Origin of the sequence: Bacillus sp. FSL H8-0534 (genome assembly GCF_038005885.1) — a bacterium.
Lineage (GTDB): Bacteria > Bacillota > Bacilli > Bacillales > Bacillaceae_G > Bacillus_A > Bacillus_A pseudomycoides.
This window is the reverse complement of sequence record NZ_JBBOUC010000001.1, coordinates 4,027,550-4,041,077: the sequence shown is the minus strand read 5'-3', so window position 1 is coordinate 4,041,077 and position 13,528 is coordinate 4,027,550. Positions and strand designations below refer to the sequence as shown.

The 13,528-nt window shown below is 34.9% G+C and carries 19 protein-coding genes and 1 pseudogene; 5 read left to right on the top strand and 15 right to left on the bottom strand.

Going from position 1 to position 13,528, the window contains the following annotated elements; genetic code table 11:
• Nucleotides 1–137: 137 nt before the first annotated feature.
• Nucleotides 138–971, top strand: coding sequence for a DUF2785 domain-containing protein (locus MHH71_RS20555; RefSeq protein WP_006096158.1), 834 nt, complete (start codon nucleotides 138–140; stop codon nucleotides 969–971).
• A gap of 13 nt (nucleotides 972–984) precedes the next feature.
• On the opposite strand, the gene MHH71_RS20550 is transcribed toward MHH71_RS20555, so the two are convergent.
• The 9 genes and pseudogenes from MHH71_RS20550 to MHH71_RS20510 all read right to left on the bottom strand — a co-directional run bounded on the left by MHH71_RS20550 (nucleotide 985) and on the right by MHH71_RS20510 (nucleotide 6,191).
• Nucleotides 985–1,191, bottom strand: a complete 207-nt coding sequence (locus MHH71_RS20550; protein ID WP_018764479.1) for a hypothetical protein — start codon at nucleotides 1,189–1,191, stop codon at nucleotides 985–987.
• A 64-nt stretch (nucleotides 1,192–1,255) separates the two neighbouring features.
• Nucleotides 1,256–1,390 (bottom strand): annotated as a pseudogene (locus MHH71_RS20545) (anti sigma factor C-terminal domain-containing protein); the annotation flags it as partial.
• Nucleotides 1,391–1,567: 177 nt separating this feature from the next.
• Nucleotides 1,568–1,912 (bottom strand): DUF6176 family protein, encoded by a 345-nt coding sequence (locus tag MHH71_RS20540; RefSeq protein WP_033799140.1) that lies wholly within the window; start codon nucleotides 1,910–1,912, stop codon nucleotides 1,568–1,570.
• A gap of 3 nt (nucleotides 1,913–1,915) precedes the next feature.
• Entirely contained in the window at nucleotides 1,916–2,710 is a 795-nt protein-coding gene (locus MHH71_RS20535; protein ID WP_006096155.1) for a GNAT family N-acetyltransferase, read from the bottom strand.
• Nucleotides 2,707–3,039, bottom strand: a complete 333-nt coding sequence (locus MHH71_RS20530) for a cupin domain-containing protein (protein WP_003201081.1) — start codon at nucleotides 3,037–3,039, stop codon at nucleotides 2,707–2,709. The genes MHH71_RS20535 and MHH71_RS20530 overlap by 4 nt, the downstream gene beginning before the upstream one ends.
• 26 nt (nucleotides 3,040–3,065) lie before the next feature.
• Nucleotides 3,066–3,284: a hypothetical protein gene (locus tag MHH71_RS20525; RefSeq protein WP_006096154.1), complete on the bottom strand. Its 219-nt coding sequence runs from the start codon at nucleotides 3,282–3,284 to the stop codon at nucleotides 3,066–3,068.
• A gap of 119 nt (nucleotides 3,285–3,403) precedes the next feature.
• On the bottom strand, nucleotides 3,404–3,838 hold the full coding sequence (locus MHH71_RS20520; RefSeq protein ID WP_006096153.1) for a hypothetical protein: 435 nt from the start codon (nucleotides 3,836–3,838) through the stop codon (nucleotides 3,404–3,406).
• A gap of 145 nt (nucleotides 3,839–3,983) precedes the next feature.
• A complete protein-coding gene (ald, locus tag MHH71_RS20515; RefSeq protein WP_006096152.1) occupies nucleotides 3,984–5,117 on the bottom strand; it encodes an alanine dehydrogenase in 1,134 nt (377 codons plus the stop codon).
• A 276-nt stretch (nucleotides 5,118–5,393) separates the two neighbouring features.
• Nucleotides 5,394–6,191, bottom strand: a complete 798-nt coding sequence (locus tag MHH71_RS20510) for an SDR family oxidoreductase (RefSeq protein WP_003208709.1) — start codon at nucleotides 6,189–6,191, stop codon at nucleotides 5,394–5,396.
• Nucleotides 6,192–6,339: 148 nt separating this feature from the next.
• Between MHH71_RS20510 and MHH71_RS20505 the strand changes: the two genes are divergently transcribed.
• Complete coding sequence (locus MHH71_RS20505; protein ID WP_006096151.1) at nucleotides 6,340–6,798, top strand: universal stress protein; 459 nt, start codon at nucleotides 6,340–6,342, stop codon at nucleotides 6,796–6,798.
• 43 nt (nucleotides 6,799–6,841) lie between these two features.
• Here the strand turns inward: MHH71_RS20505 and MHH71_RS20500 are convergent, their stop codons facing one another.
• A complete protein-coding gene (locus MHH71_RS20500; RefSeq protein ID WP_033799139.1) occupies nucleotides 6,842–7,537 on the bottom strand; it encodes a hypothetical protein in 696 nt (231 codons plus the stop codon).
• 115 nt (nucleotides 7,538–7,652) lie between these two features.
• On the opposite strand from MHH71_RS20500, the gene MHH71_RS20495 reads away from it, so the two are divergent.
• Nucleotides 7,653–7,832, top strand: a complete 180-nt coding sequence (locus MHH71_RS20495; protein WP_000502255.1) for a hypothetical protein — start codon at nucleotides 7,653–7,655, stop codon at nucleotides 7,830–7,832.
• Nucleotides 7,833–7,967: 135 nt separating this feature from the next.
• Here the strand turns inward: MHH71_RS20495 and MHH71_RS20490 are convergent, their stop codons facing one another.
• Nucleotides 7,968–8,309, bottom strand: coding sequence for a zinc ribbon domain-containing protein YjdM (locus MHH71_RS20490; protein WP_003201064.1), 342 nt, complete (start codon nucleotides 8,307–8,309; stop codon nucleotides 7,968–7,970).
• Nucleotides 8,310–8,742: 433 nt separating this feature from the next.
• On the opposite strand from MHH71_RS20490, the gene MHH71_RS20485 reads away from it, so the two are divergent.
• On the top strand, nucleotides 8,743–9,312 hold the full coding sequence (locus MHH71_RS20485) for a DinB family protein (RefSeq protein WP_006096149.1): 570 nt from the start codon (nucleotides 8,743–8,745) through the stop codon (nucleotides 9,310–9,312).
• A gap of 50 nt (nucleotides 9,313–9,362) precedes the next feature.
• Here the strand turns inward: MHH71_RS20485 and MHH71_RS20480 are convergent, their stop codons facing one another.
• The 4 genes from MHH71_RS20480 to MHH71_RS20465 all read right to left on the bottom strand — a co-directional run bounded on the left by MHH71_RS20480 (nucleotide 9,363) and on the right by MHH71_RS20465 (nucleotide 13,039).
• The gene (locus tag MHH71_RS20480) at nucleotides 9,363–9,593 is read right to left on the bottom strand and encodes a hypothetical protein (RefSeq protein WP_006096148.1); all 231 of its coding nucleotides are present in this window, start codon (nucleotides 9,591–9,593) and stop codon (nucleotides 9,363–9,365) included.
• 296 nt (nucleotides 9,594–9,889) lie between these two features.
• The gene (locus MHH71_RS20475; protein WP_033799713.1) at nucleotides 9,890–10,243 is read right to left on the bottom strand and encodes a DUF3139 domain-containing protein; all 354 of its coding nucleotides are present in this window, start codon (nucleotides 10,241–10,243) and stop codon (nucleotides 9,890–9,892) included.
• A 205-nt stretch (nucleotides 10,244–10,448) separates the two neighbouring features.
• Complete coding sequence (gene argH, locus MHH71_RS20470) at nucleotides 10,449–11,837, bottom strand: argininosuccinate lyase (protein WP_018781607.1); 1,389 nt, start codon at nucleotides 11,835–11,837, stop codon at nucleotides 10,449–10,451.
• Nucleotides 11,834–13,039 carry an argininosuccinate synthase gene (locus MHH71_RS20465; RefSeq protein WP_018781606.1) on the bottom strand — a complete coding sequence of 402 codons (1,206 nt, stop codon included), beginning with the start codon at nucleotides 13,037–13,039 and terminating at the stop codon, nucleotides 11,834–11,836. The genes argH and MHH71_RS20465 overlap by 4 nt, the downstream gene beginning before the upstream one ends.
• Before the next feature lie 167 nt (nucleotides 13,040–13,206).
• On the opposite strand from MHH71_RS20465, the gene MHH71_RS20460 reads away from it, so the two are divergent.
• Entirely contained in the window at nucleotides 13,207–13,524 is a 318-nt protein-coding gene (locus MHH71_RS20460; RefSeq protein ID WP_018781605.1) for a radical SAM protein, read from the top strand.
• Nucleotides 13,525–13,528 lie beyond the last annotated feature (4 nt).

The following is a 13,528-nucleotide window of genomic DNA, read 5'->3' as shown; positions in this document are numbered from 1 at the left end:
TGTTCGTCTCTAATCGTTTTTTTGAAATCCTCAATAAATGATTGATTTGTTGAAGAAAGGCATTTATTTCTTGTATATTCTCCGTTTCTATCATAATATTTAAATACAGAATTTTCTAAATAAAAAGGGGAGATTACATGCAACAACTTCAAAAACAATTAGAAGAAATAAAAGCTAACCAATACGCCATAGATTCCACGATAGACATTCATGATTTAAGTTCAAAAATGCTCCAACATATCGGCACACCAGACGGCTATTTACGAGACAAATTAATCTGTACGACCTTTTGGCACCTCATCATAAATGACCATATTACACAAACTCAATTACAGCACTTATTATCACAAAGTATAAGCGAACAATATTTATTTTATAAAATCACTACAGAAGATAAAGATGCTGTGTTCACCCGATCATTTACAGCACTATTAATTGCTTTAATCATAAACGCCGATACAAAACATAACTTCTTATCACCGTCTGACATATTAGATGTGAAAGACAAATTAATTTTATATATGAACCAAGAACATGATTTTCGCGGATATGTTAACGACCGAGGTTGGGCTCACAGCATCGCTCACGTCTCAGATACATTCGATGAACTTGTTATAAACCCGAAACTTGAAGTCTTCCATTATCCTGAAATACTACAAACCTTGTTAGAAAAGATAAATGTGCATACAATGTATTACAAGTACGAAGAAGATGAGCGAATTATCACTCCTATCATTGCCATGCTGAAAAATGGTTTAGATGAAAAAGAACTCATTGCAGCCTTACATTCCTTAGTTAATCAAATGCAAATTCAAAAAGCAGAATTATCTATCGTGTCTTATGAAACGTTGTATGGAAATGTAAAATCATTCTTACGAAGCCTATTCTTTAGATTAAGAACCTTATCCATGTGTGAAGAAGCGGAGAAACAAATTGAAATATTATTAAAAGAGTTAAACAGATACTACTAAAAAAGAAGGCTACTTAAAAAGTGCCTTCTTCCATCTCACTAATATTTAGTTGAAACTTTACAATCCAAACTGAGAAAAAGTGTATACAAATCGCAATGGCCATACATGTCCCGCTCAAAAAAGTTAAAATCGGGTGCGAGTATAAATGCCCTAAACCATAAGACGCTCCAATGAAAAACATTGTTATGTAGATGTAGATTGCTCCATGTATTTGCTTCATATAGGCCCCCTTTTCTCCATATTATACCATAAATTTTCAGATTATTCTAATTAATGTTTCGTAATCAATATTTCTCAACTGTTACACCTCTTACAGCCGCTTTTATATACGGTGAACTTTGTAAATCTTTTAAATCCTCTGTTTTTCCTGTTACGACTACGCCGTAGATCGGTAAATCTCGAGGTGAGATATTCTTTATATTGACTTTTCTATTAATAATGATTCAAACGTTTCATGACTCATTCTGCTCTCCTTCCTATATACTCAACGTTTGAGAGCTTGAAATGTATACAAGTTTCTGCTGAAAATTTTTCACAAATAAAAAAGCCCATCTATTCTGGTGTGCTTTTTCGTATATACAAAGAATACTATTTTATTATTTCATCGCATCTTTGACAACATCTTGAATCATGACAACTTCTGTTTTCATATGGTCAGCAGGTGCTTCCTCATCAATACATTCATACCAAAATTCCAAATGCTTTTTATCAACTTCGTGCCGAGAAGCTTCGATAGCTATCCCGCCTTCTCCTTGGACAGAATACCAATACAAATATTCTTCTCCATCTCTTATTTCCCGGAAAATTGTCTCTACATACATTTTCTCGTCGTTTAATGTCAATAACACTTCTTTCATATGATCATTTAGCATCTTCATCCATTCATCAACACGGTGACTTTTCCCTGGCTTCACTTTGAATCTTGTTAATTCGACATTCATGTTTTATCCCTCTACTTTCTTACGTACATATAAAACATATTCCATTGGATGGTCAAAACCTAGTTTACTAGCAAGTCTTTGTGAGGGTATATTATCCACATTACAATCCCAGCACGGCGTAATACTATTTTGTATACAATGTTCTATGAAATAAGTTGCGACTAATCGAGCGAGCCCTTTTCCTTGATAGTCTGGATCTGTTGCGATATCAATTTCAGCAAAACCATTACTTCTAAAAATTGAGACACATTCAGCCACTACCTTTTGATCTTGTACAATACAAAATCCAAAACCACGCTTCAAAAACACTTCTTTTGATCCCCAATATTCTGTATAATACTGTTCCGTAAATTCAGTACTTTTTTCGATTATGTTTTTATCAATCCGCTTAACTTTGTATGTAGAATCTTCTAATTCTCTTTTTCTATCTTCAAAGATATCTCTCTGAAATAGAAATTTTTTTCGAGGGATTTTTCTAAAAGAATCCTTGAAATGATTTTCAATAATGCTTTCCCACTCTATGCTAGAAACAAATAATGTGAATCGCTTCTCCGTTGTTAAAACATCATTTTCAATATAAGAAAACAAAGTGTGTTGAAATTCCTGATCATGTGTATCTCCAAACAGATAGTAAATGCCATTAGCAGTCGCAATCATTCCTGTTGTTAATCTCTCATTTACAAAAATCTCACCATCTATTATTCGATCACATACTGCATAAGCAAAAGTAGATGTCTGTTTGTTATCTTCTAAAACTGGAAGAATCGTATGATATTCTGCTAACGCTAACTTTCTCATACGTTCTCCACAATAACGGTATCCGCATCTAAGTTTTCGAAGCAAAGATTAACAGTGCGCTGTAGTGCCCTTGTTCGGTGAACGGTACCGGCTGGAATTAAAATAGAATCGTTTGGTTTTAATACAGCTGTATCCTTATCTTGAAAATCGATAAGTAATTCTCCCTCGAGTACTATAAATAATTCATCCGAGTTCGAGTGAAGATGCCAATCATATTCCCCCGTAAACACAGCAATTCGTAAACAATGACTATTCACATTCGATACAACAAAATTTTTGTGCCTTTCTGTAATATCTTTTGTGAGTTCTAAAAGATTCACTTTCTCCATTGTTCTCCTCATCCCCTAGTGATTTATTATTTTCCCCAAAACCATCCAAGTGCAATAATCATCATACAAACCCAAAAGCCGATTGTTCCAAAATCAATATCTTTTTCCTGCTTTTTCTTCCTTACCTTTTTTACTTCTTCTTTTAACTCTTGTACACTTTGTTCTAATTTAACAATTGCTTCTTTCATTTCATTCAGTTCACTGTTCTCTTGTACTTTTTCTTCTGACTCTTTTGCTAAGTTCATTGCTATGCACCCTTTTCGCGACGTTCTATTCCATTCTAATGATCTCGTTTTTTCCAAATCTATTTTTGCCTTTCATCATTCTGAAAAATAAAACATTTCAAAGTAAATTACTTTCAGTTTTAATCCCCACCACCTCCGCAATCTCCACCCCCACTATCACTTGCACTACTACAATCGTTATCGCTGTAATTTACAAATCCACTTGATGAGCTGGAGGAATAGGAAGAGCGTTTCCTTTTCCGCTTTCTTTTCTTATCTTTTTCACTTTCACGGCTTGGCCATACTTTATCAAACACTACAAAAAACATACCGAATGGTACCAAAAAAGCAATGCCCTGTAAGATGTCTTCCAAAAATTCAGGTCTTATCTCTATCTGATAAAATACACCTAACACAAAAAAGCATACGATTACATAAATGACCATACTAATATATCTGGCTATTTTCTCTATACTAAGAACCAACTTCTTTTGAAATGATATATTCGTTTCCTGCTTTTTCTTTATATATTTCTGCCTTCTTATTTGTTTTTTCTTGCTACTTTTTCTCCCCATTTTATCCCCTCTCTAAAATCTATCTCACATATATAATTTCAAACTATCATAAGAGGAATCGTATTAACAAGAAAAAAATTCCATTCCGATAAATTTCCAAACAAAAAACCCTCCTTATCACAAGGAGGGCCTCATCTAATATTTATTATGATAAAGCAGGAGCTTTTTCAAGAAGCTCTTTCGCATCAGCGTATTGTAAGCCGTGTGCTTCTGCAACTGCTTCAAATGTTACATAACCATCTAATGTATTAATACCTTTTAATAATGCAGAGTTGCCTAGGCAAGCTTGTTTGTAGCCTTTGTTTGCAATTTGTACTGCATATGGTACTGTTACGTTTGTTAATGCAAGAGTTGATGTACGTGGAACCGCACCAGGCATATTTGCAACTGCATAATGAACAACGCCGTGTTTTTCATAAGTTGGGTTATCATGAGTTGTAATGCGGTCAGTTGTTTCGAAAATACCACCTTGGTCAATCGCGATATCTACTACAACAGAACCTGGCTCCATTGATTTAATCATTTCTTCTGTTACAAGTTTTGGAGCTTTTGCACCTGGAATTAATACTGCACCGATTACAAGATCAGATTCTTTTACAGCTTCTGCAATGTTATATGGATTAGACATTAATGTTTTGACTTGATTGCCAAAAATATCATCTAATTGGCGAAGACGTTCTGCACTTAAGTCGATAATTGTTACGTCAGCACCTAAGCCTACTGCGATTTTCGCTGCGTTTGTACCAGCTTGGCCACCGCCGATAATTGTTACTTTACCGCGTTTTACCCCTGGAACGCCTGCAAGTAAGATACCTTTGCCGCCTTTATTTTTCTCAAGGAATTGCGCACCGATTTGTGCAGACATACGACCAGCTACTTCACTCATCGGTGCAAGTAGTGGTAAAGAACGATTGTCTAATTGTACTGTTTCATAAGCGATTGATACTACTTTGTTGTCAATTAATGCTTTTGTTAATTCTGGTTCTGGAGCTAAGTGTAAGTATGTGAATAAAATTAAACCTTCGTGGAAATAACCATATTCGCTTTCTACTGGCTCTTTTACCTTCATAACCATCTCTTGATTCCATGCTTCCTCAGCAGTTTCAACAAGTTTTGCTCCAGCTTGTACGTACTCTTCATCTGTAAAGCCAGATCCTAAACCTGCACCCTTTTGAACAAAAATTTCATGACCATTGTGTACTAAATGTACAGCACCAGCTGGCGTCATTGCCACGCGGTTTTCGTTGTTTTTAATTTCTGTTGGAATACCGATACGCATTATTAATTCCCCCTTGAGTTATGAAATGACCCCTGAATCATTTTTTAAAGCGCTTTCTACGCTCTTATATTCTAACATAATATCTCAATATTTGACAAAAAATAATGCGAGTTTTCCGATAGATTTTGCCCCGCATTAACGGACAGTAATATCCCCCTCTCAAGATGAAAAAGCCCCAAAATCAGGTGGGGGATACACTATCCATAAATGCCCGATTGGTGAGGGCTAACCATCATTGAGGGATAAAGCTCCCCAATGATGGAAGTTTCACTTTATCTATTTTTGTCGATATCGGTGAATAACATCAACTGCCCCTGTTACTTCTATAATTGTGCCTGTAATCATATCGGAATCTTCTTCGCATAGAAACGAAATTGTTCGAGCAATATCTTCACCTGTTCCAGATCTACCAATTGGTGTTCTAATGTCTTTCATCGTACGCGCCTGCTGAATTGTCGCCTCTTTCATTTCACCAATAATATCTCCTGGACAAACCATATTCGCTGTAATGCCATATTCCGCTTCTTCATAGGCAATTGTTTTCGTTAACGAAACAAGTCCTACCTTTGCAGCCGCAAATGCAGAACGGTACATCCAGCCAGGTGCACTATCTGCCCCTTGAAATCCGTAATTGATAATGCGACCAAAATGCTGCTTCCTCATAATGGGAACGACAAGTTTTAATAAACGGAACACTGCTGTTAAATTCCCTTGTATCATTTCATTCCATTCATCTTCTTCGTAATCAATTAACTTTTTACGTTCAAACACATAAGGACCTGCATTATTAATCAAAAAATCAATTTTGCCAAAACGGCTAATCGCTTCTTCTACTATTTTATGTAAATCTTCTTTTTTCGTGACATCTGCTTGCACAAACTGTAGACGTTCTTCTATATTTTTATACTTTTCTTTCATTGTTTCTACAGCACTCATATCGCTATGATATGTTACAGTTACTGAATATCCTTTAGCTAATAAATTCTCTGTTACTTGCTTTCCTAAACCTTTCGTACCGGCCGTAATGAGCGCGTGTCTCACAAACATGCCTCCTTTTAAATTGCTATACTTCATATGTAACAAGTTCTCCCTACAATTACAACTAAAAAGAATTGGAACAGAGTTTTCAAAATTCTGTAACGTTTCTGGCAAGCACGTTACCATATTTTGTTTTATAATTAAGTTGTAAAAGCTTATAAAAACGAATTGGGAGGAATCTACTATGAATAATACATATACAAATATTTTAATTGCAGTGGACGGTTCCAAAGAAGCAGAAAAAGCCTTTAAAAAAGCAATTCAAGTCGCAAAGCGCAACAACGCAACATTAACAATCGCTCATATCGTTGATGTAAAAGCATACTCTGCTGTAGAGGCATATAGCCGCGCAATCGCTGAGCGGGCAAATCTCTTTGCAGAAGATTTATTAGAAGACTACAAAAAGACTGCAACTGAAGCTGGCCTTGAAAAAGTAGAAACTGTATTAGAATTCGGTAATCCAAAATCTAAAATCTCAAAAGAAATTGCTCCAAAACAAAAAGTAGATTTAATTATGTGTGGTGCAACTGGTTTAAACGCTGTAGAACGATTCTTAATCGGTAGCGTCTCTGAACATATTATTCGCTATGCAAAATGCGATGTCCTTGTTGTTCGTGGTGAAGAAGAGCAAGGTGACATTTAATAAATAACGAAAACACCAAGTCTTATGCAGACTTGGTGTTTTTTTATTTTATGTATTTTCCAATAAATATAAAACATGCTATACAGACTATGACAATTGCATATAAGGATGACGGTAAAAACTTCATTGCCCATAATCCCATTGTAATGGTTGCAAGTGTCAAATAACTCATTTTCGCATAGTATGTCATTTTTTTTCGTAAAAGAACTACATATAAATAACCAATTGGTGGTGTAACCAAACAAAGAATGAAGATAAGTGTTGAATTGAAATACCATTTTTGTTTAGCAAGTTGCTCCATTTCTTCTTCTATTATTCTATCCTCTTGTTCCTTTATATCTTTTTCAAAAGGATCCTCATCTTCCCCATTCTTTTCACTCATATAAGGAATAAAGTGAAAAAAGAAATAATAGAAAAACATTATTGCTCCAAGCTTTAAATCGAATCCCTTTTCCGCTATACGTTCACTTACAAAACTCAGAACTATTGGAAAAACAAAAACATATGTCATCATCCAAAACGTTTTTTTTCGCTTTGTCCGTTGCCTCTCTTGTTCATTTTGTTTCTGCTTTTTTCTATATATCCAGAGTGAAATACAACAATCCATTACAAGTATACAAAAAATAAATAGGGCGATATACGTAGGTTTTATATATTGTAAAGTAACAATGGCAGGAAAAGCATATTTAAGTATAATAGCCGTATATAAAATAATAACAAACCTATAAAACAACTTCATCTTCCCTTCTTTTTTAATGTCCTAATAACGAAATGTTAACATATAAAATACAGGTATTGTTATACAATAAGGAAATTTCGGTTACGCTAAGAAAAAACGAAACGAGGGCTACTACATGGGAGATCACGAACGAATTATTTTAGATGTAAATGATGAAGAGCTGGAAATGCTCGATACGATCTGTTCGCATTTTAAAGAAAAACATGGCGTTGAGCTGAGCCATGGTGCACTCCTCCGTGATTTGATGGATATTGAGTATATTCGTATTACAGAAAACAGACATAAATATGAATAAGGAAAAATGACATAACATTACACTTATTAGAGGATATACAAACGTATATCCTCTTTTTTCATAATAAAAAGACATTCATTACGTGACAAAATCACCTTACTGAACGTCTTTTCAATCACTTTTATATGATTATCTTTATGCCTTTTTAACAAATTCAGATTTTAATTTCATAGCTCCAAAACCGTCAATTTTGCAATCAATATCATGATCTCCATCAACTAAACGGATACTTTTTACTTTTGTACCTATTTTTATAACTGATGAAGTTCCTTTTACTTTCAGGTCTTTGATTACTGTTACAGCATCACCATCATTTAAAATATTTCCATTTGCATCTTTAACAACCTTTTTACCTTCACTGTTTTCAGTTTCTGATTCTAAAGCCCACTCATGAGCACACTCTGGACAAACAAAAAGACTTCCATCTTCATAAGTATATTCTGAATTACATTTCGGGCAGTTTGGTAAGTTTTGCATACTTTTTTATTTCCTCCATTATAAAAATTACTTTCAATTCCCTTTCTTATATCCTCGTAAACATAACAATTACGAAATTGAAATTCACAAGAAATAGGGATGTTCCTTATATACTGCCATAGTATTTCCAGATTGACAAGCCAGCTTTACATGAACATGTTTTCTAAAAAATAAAAGGAGAGTACATCGTATCATGCGCTCTCCTTTTTCTTACTCCTATGTCGGTACGGTTAACGTAGATTTTCAAATATACGACCTCATATGAAGAGTTGTTTTAGCATTAATTCCCCCTCCTGAAACACAAAACAGTCACACTAATGGTATAATTAGGAAAATCAGAATGAATACATAAATTCATCTCACCGTATCGCTGAAGCATCACCTTTCATACGCTTGAAGATTTGGCGCGTAATAGAATGGAGGAGTCTAATAAATGAAATCTGAAAGTATCGCAAAACATTTCCATACATTACATCAGCAAAGATCTCAATTTCTCCCTAAACTACAATCACTTCCGCAAGAAGAACTATGGCATCGAAATGAAAATGGGAAATGGTCGATTGGGGAACATCTCTACCACCTGTACTTAATTACAAAAATGCTAAAAGTTGCAATTAAGTTTTCTTTGACACTTCTTCCCTATGCCAAGATAAGAAGAAATGCCCCGTTTGCAACTGAAATACATGACATCTATGCAGAATACAAGAAAAAAAACGGTAAAGGAATGAAAGCTCCTTGGATTCTAGTACCATCAAAAAAAATCTATTATTCTATGGATGGTAAAGAACTAGAACGATTGCTAGTGAACGAAACAAATGCAATCAAAGTATGCGTTCAGAATATAGAAGAAAATATCGCGGGGCACATTGTATTTTTGGATCCAATCGCTAAGTATCCAAACCTAATTCAAGCCATTCAACTTTTAGCGATACATGAGAACCATCATTTTTTAATCATTGAAAATATCTATAAAACGATGCATGCACGTAGTATAGAAGTATAAAAGCACTAAATCAGTGAGGGCTGAATCCCCCACTGATTTAAGTTTAAGTTTCACTTTATCTTTACTTCTTCTCCTACATATTCCAAATGCCAGGCATCTTGAATAGATAAGACTGAAGTTTCATCTAAATTCTTTGTAAACCGAAGAAGTCCGTATTCTCCTGCATAAAATATGGAAGAGGTGATAGGGAAACAAGGATAGTACTGATCTTCATCTACAAACACTGGTTTATTTTGCACTTGTTCCTCTATCTGTAATTCAATATCTTTTATAGATAACATAGAGTATTACCTCTCTATTCTTTTTGAATTTCATTTGAAGTAAACTCTTTAATAAGTTGGCATAATGGACGCTCCTTGCATTACTAAATTTTCCATCTATCCAAATTTCAACCTAAGATTACGAAACTCCTTTTTTCCGTTAGCATACTTATATCTTTTGCTAGTGGAAATATAATAAAAAAGAGGATACTTGGTTCCTGGACAGAACTTAGTATCCTCTCATGTTCATGAGAAATCATTCTATTTATATCGATTTTACACTTCAAAGTTCAAGTATCCACTCAACACTTTCTTTACTATTTAAGCTCTTGGTGTTTTCCGCCCATACCACCTCGTGCATTTGTTTGTTGATGAACAGAGGGTTTATTTGTCTTAGGATCCCGCCAAACTTTATAAGTATACGACTCATTAGATTCATCTTTAAACATTACATTCATACCATAAGAACCTTCTTTACTATAAAAGGCCGGTTTTATTGATAAAATATCACTTTCTTTATATCCTTTTTCCTGTAAGTGCCACATTGTTAGCATAATTGCTTCTTCTCGTTTTTCACGTTCTCCTACATACATATATTTATCTACCAGAAAAATTTTCGCGTTAAAACTTAAACTAATTAGTAGTACAAGAATAAAAATTATCTTTTTCATACATTCTCCTATCAAGTACAAATATCGTTCATGATCAACAACAAAAAAATTTGAACCTTTTTTCTCTATATTATAAAAGGATACCATACTCATTTCCTAAAATATAGAAAATTAAATATTAGATAAACATCTGTATAAAAATATGATATATACAAAAAAGAGGGTAATATGCTCCTATACAGAACAGATTACCCTCTTCTCATCCTTATAAATTTACGGTCTCTCCCACTAGCACCTTCGCTTTTTCCAGCGCTTTTTGAATTTGTTCGAACCCTGTCCCACCTGCACTATTACGACGTTTCACTGCTGCATAAGAAGAAAGAACTTCATATAAATCCTCTTCAAATAACGGACTCATCTCTTGATATGTTTCTAGCGGTACATCTAATAAATAAATTCCTTTTTGTGTGCAATGAAGAACAAGCTTTCCGACAATTTCATGTGCCTGACGGAATGGAAGCCCTTTGCTTGCTAAGTAATCAGCAATTTCTGTTGCATTAGAGAAGTCTTGTTTCACGGCTTGCCCCATTTTTTCTTTATTTACAGTCATTGTTTCTAGCATACCAGCCATAATGTGCAGGCAGCCTTCCACTGTCTTCACCGTATCAAACATTCCTTCTTTATCCTCTTGCAAATCTTTATTATAAGCAAGCGGTAAACCTTTCATTACCGTTAATAAACTAAATAGGTTGCCGTATACTCTTCCTGTTTTACCACGAATAAGTTCAGCCATATCAGGATTTTTCTTTTGCGGCATAATGCTGCTTCCTGTTGCATATTGATCGCTCATTTCAATAAATTGAAACTCCTGACTGCTCCATAAAATGAGTTCTTCACAAAAGCGAGATAAATGCATCATTAATATGGATGAATTGCTAAGAAACTCTAATATGAAATCACGGTCACTTACCGCATCTAAGCTATTTTCATAGATTCCTTCAAAGCCGAGAAGCTCCGCACTATACGCACGGTCAATCGGAAATGTCGTCCCTGCAAGAGCACCTGCGCCAAGCGGAGAAATATTAATACGCCCCAGTGAATCCTCATAACGATTTACATCGCGCTCTAACATCCAAAAATATGCAAGTACATGATGAGCGAACGAAATTGGCTGTGCACGTTGTAAATGTGTATATCCCGGCATAATCGTTTCAATATTCTCTTCTGCTTGATGAACAAGAACCTTCTGCAACTTCTTCGCAGCCTTTATGATGGCCTGCACTTTTTCCTTTAAATATAAGTGCATATCTGTAGCAACTTGATCGTTACGACTTCGGCCTGTATGAAGCTTGCCTCCTACTTCACCGATTTTTTCAATTAACATCTTTTCAATATTTAAATGAATATCCTCAGCTTGGACAGAAAACGCAAGCTTATTTTCTTTTGCTTCATCTAGTAAATGTTGTAAACCTTCTTTTATTTTCTCTGCTTCTTCTTTTGTTACAATTCCCTGTTTCGCCAGCATCGTAATATGCGCAATACTACCTTCAATATCTTGATTCGCTAATTGCTGGTCAAAGGAGATGGAAGCTCCAAACTCCTCGACCCATTCTTCTGCTTCTGCTGTAAAGCGACCTCCCCAAAGTTTGCTCACGCTTTCACCTTCTTTTGATTCACTTGGCTGTATACTTTTGTTGGAAGACCAAATAAAGAAATAAAGCCAACTGCTGCATCATGGTTAAATTCATCATCCACTGTATATGTCGCTAATTTTTCATCATATAGAGAGTATTCTGATTTACGTCCTTCTACAATTGCATGACCTTTAAACAATTTCACACGTACTGTGCCTGTTACGGATTTTTGTGTTTCTTGTAAGAAAGCAGCAAGTGCTTGTTTTAAAGGTGAGAACCATAAACCGTTATAAATTAATTCTGTTAATTTTTGTTCAATCATCGGTTTAAAATGAGCGACTTCTTTTACAAGTGTTAAATCTTCTAATTCTTTATGCGCTGTAAGTAATGTCATTGCCGCTGGGCATTCATACACTTCACGTGATTTAATCCCAACAAGACGATTTTCTACATGGTCGATACGTCCAACACCGTGTTTTCCAGCAAGCGAATTTAACGTTTTGATAAGTTCTGAAAGTGAATAAGAAGTGCCGTTTAATGTTGTTGGTACCCCTGATTCAAATCCAATTTCCACAAACTCTGGTTTATTCGGTGTATCTTCTAATGCTAATGTCATTTCATATGCATCTTCTGGAGGTGCTGCCCATGGATCTTCTAAAATTCCACATTCATTACTACGTCCCCATAAGTTTTGGTCAATGGAAAACGGACTATCTAAATTGATTGGAATTGGTACATCATTTTCTTTTGCATACGCAATTTCTTCTTCACGTGACCATTTCCATTCACGTACCGGCGCAATCACTTCTAAATACGGATTTAATGCTTGAATAGAAACTTCAAAACGAACTTGGTCGTTCCCTTTTCCTGTACATCCATGTGCAACAGCACTTGCTCCTTCTTGCTCCGCAATTTCTACTAGTTTTTTTGCAATTAATGGACGCGATAATGCCGAAACAAGTGGATATTTTCCTTCGTATAACGTATGACCTTGCAGAGCCATCAATGCATATTCATTCGCAAATTCTTCTTGCACATCAATCATATAAGATTTAATTGCACCTACTGAAAGTGCTTTTTCTTTTACAAACTCTAAATCTTTACCTTCCCCTAAATCTAAACAAAGTGCAATGATATCATAATTTTTCTCTTGTAACCATTTAATTGCAACGGAAGTATCAAGACCTCCGGAATATGCTAGAACAACTTTTTTCTTCTCCATTTTCATATCCCCCCAAAGAATAAATATTCATTATTATTAATATTAATTCACACTTTAACACCTTTTACAAAATGAATCAAGGGATATTAGCAAAAAAATTTCTAACAATTCCGTCGAACTTCTTTCTTTTTTTCGATACAATGGAAACAGAAAATGGGGGTGTCTATATGGAACAATATTTTATATACGATGAACACCTAGGAATAGAAGTACCTGAACTACAAGAAGAATGGGAAGATATCCCTGAAAAAATGCAGCATGCTATTTTATTAAAGTGGGAACAAATTCGCGGAAAAATACCTGATCGTATAAAAAAACTTGAATATCATATTAATCAAAAACAACATCGTTTAAATAACGAAGAAAACTTTGAAATTTCCTGTAGCCTCAATTCTGAAATTGCTGATCTTGCCTCCATCATTAACGATTTATGGCTTTGGTATCGCCTTACTCAAAATGTATCTGAGGGGAAAGCGCATCAATAATAAG